General features: G+C 67.0%; 3 protein-coding genes. 2 read left to right on the top strand and 1 reads right to left on the bottom strand.

Annotated elements, in window-relative coordinates; translation table 11 throughout:
- Positions 1 to 981 (top strand): family 43 glycosylhydrolase (locus tag VFT73_RS05915; RefSeq protein WP_326409238.1); only part of this gene is annotated, 981 nt, incomplete at its 5' end.
- Here the strand turns inward: VFT73_RS05915 and VFT73_RS05920 are convergent.
- A complete protein-coding gene (locus VFT73_RS05920; protein ID WP_326409239.1) occupies positions 975 to 1,541 on the bottom strand; it encodes a GIN domain-containing protein in 567 nt (188 codons plus the stop codon). The two genes, VFT73_RS05915 and VFT73_RS05920, sit on opposite strands and share 7 nt — an antisense overlap.
- 51 nt (positions 1,542 to 1,592) lie before the next feature.
- Between VFT73_RS05920 and VFT73_RS05925 the strand changes: the two genes are divergently transcribed.
- Positions 1,593 to 2,319: glutathione S-transferase family protein (locus VFT73_RS05925; protein ID WP_326409240.1), on the top strand; the 727-nt coding region annotated here is incomplete at its 3' end.

Here is a 2,319-nt window from a genome sequence, read left to right on the forward strand (position 1 = left end):
GCCGCCGATTTCTGGGCGCCGGAAATGGCGAAGGTCGGCGACGAATATTGGGCCGTGTTCACTGCCCGGCAGCGCAACAATGCGCTGGCGATCGGTTTCGCCCGCGCGCCTACGCCGCTGGGCGACTGGGTCGACAATGGCTTGCCGCTGATCACCGGCAAGCCGGTCAACACCACGGGCCTCGGCTTCGACCCCTCGCAGCCGTTGATGAGCGGTGGGGTGATCGATTCGCACCTGTTCCTCGACGCGAACGGCGACCGTTATCTTTTCTGGAAGGACGACACGAACGGCATTTGGCCGCGGCCGCTGGCAATGCTCCTGCGGCTCCATCCCGAGCTGATCGACCAGCTGTTCGCGACCGAGGCCGATCGCCGCACCGCCGCCTTCGCCGCGGCGATCGTCCCCTGGGCCAACGAGCAGCGGCCGATGACCCGCTTCTTCGTGATGCAGCCGATCATCGAAGCCGCGCTCGACAATTGGAAGCAGGTCCGGAGCGTCCTCGGCGACTTCGGCCTGGCGGCGACAACGATCGTCGATGCGCTGACCACGCCGATCCGGGCGCAGCGCATCGCCGAGGACGGCCGTTCGCTGGAGGGCGAGAACAGAATCGTCCTCGCCAACGACCAGGACTGGGAAGGCCATCTGATCGAAGGCCCGTTCGTGACGCATCAGCAGGGCCGCTACTGGCTGTTCTACGCCGGCAATGATTTCTCGACGCCCTCATACGGGATCGGAGTCGCGGTCGCCGATCATCCGCTGGGCCCCTACACCAAGCAGCCCGAGCCCCTCCTCCGGTCGACCCGCGAGTGGGTGGCGCCGGGCCATGCCTCGGTCGCTCCGGGGCTCGACGGCAAGCCGCAGCTGTTCTTCCATGCCTTCCATCCGGGGACGGGCGGATACAATGCCTTCCGGGCGCTGCTGACGGTCGGCCTGGAGTTCACCCTCGAGCGGGTCGAGGTCGTGCCGCTCGCCGATCAGTGAGCCGGCTGGACGCTTCCGCCGCCGTGGATCGCGCTCGTGACCTGCGGATTGCCCCAGTAGCGGACGGAGCCGCCGCCATGCACCGCGCCGGTCAGGGCCGAGCGCGCGCGGACGAACAATTTGCCGCCGCCGTTGACCGCCGCGGTGACATCGCCCGCATCGAGCGCGCGCGTATCGATGATCCCGCCGCCGTTCACTGCCGCGACGAGCCGCCGCTGCGGTCCGAAGCCCGGCGCCGCGCTGATCGTCCCGCCGCCGTCGACCGCGAGGGTCGGCACGTTCGGGGACTCGATCTGGACCCGCAGCCGGTAGGAGTGCGGGCAATCGCCGTTGCAGGTGTCGATCTTCAGCGTGCGCTCGCGGTCCACGTAGAGTCGCGTGAAGCGCGTGCTTCCCTCGACGATCGTGACCCGCTCGACCGGGCCGGGCACGACGGTGACGCTGCCGCCGCCGCGAAGCTCGACCGCGTCGAAATGCGGCAGCGGGACGAGCTCGGACGCGAGAGCCGGGGCGGAAGCCGCAAGGGCGAAGGCGAACAAGGGGAGGATCGAGTGAGCCATGGCGAGCCTTTCAACTGGAGTGCGCTACATCTGTAGCGCTACAAATGCAGCGTGTCCAGCCCGATTGCCGAGGCGCTCGAAAATCGGCAGTGGCGCGGCATGATCCGCATCATCGGCAGCTTCGTCAGCCCCTATGTGCGCAAGGTGCTCGCGTGCATGAACCTCAAGGGGATCGCTTATGAGGTCGATCCGATCACGCCCTTCTACGGCAATGAAGAGTTCGAACGGCTAAGTCCTCTGAGGCGCATTCCGGTGCTGATCGACGGCGATTTCCACATCAGCGACTCGTCGGTGATCTGCGATTATCTGGACGAGGCCTTTCCCGGCCATCCCCTCTTCCCTGCCGACCCGAAGGACCGGGCCCGCGCCCGCTGGTTCGAGGAGTTCGCCGACACACGCCTTGGCGACCTGTTTATCTGGGGCCTGTTCTACCAGAAGGTGGTCCGGCCCCTGGTCTGGAAGGAGCCGCCGGACGAGGAGCGCATCCAGAAATCGCTGAATGAAGGCATTCCCGCGGCACTCGACTATCTCGAAGGCGAGCTGCCGGCCGACGGCTTCCTGTTCGGCGAGATCGGAGTCGCCGACATTTCCATCGCCACCTTCTTCCGCAACGGCAGCTACGCGGGGTTCGAGACCGACGCAGCGCGTTGGCCGCGGACCGCGGCGTTCGTCGAGCGAACGCTTGCGCATGACTGCTTCGTCGATCTGCTCCGCTACGAAGACGTCCAGCGCAGCACCGAGATCAAGGGGCGGCGCCAGGCGCTGCTCGATGCGGGCG

Origin of the sequence: Sphingomonas sp. (assembly GCF_035758555.1) — a bacterium.
Classification (GTDB): Bacteria; Pseudomonadota; Alphaproteobacteria; order Sphingomonadales; family Sphingomonadaceae; genus Sphingomonas_B.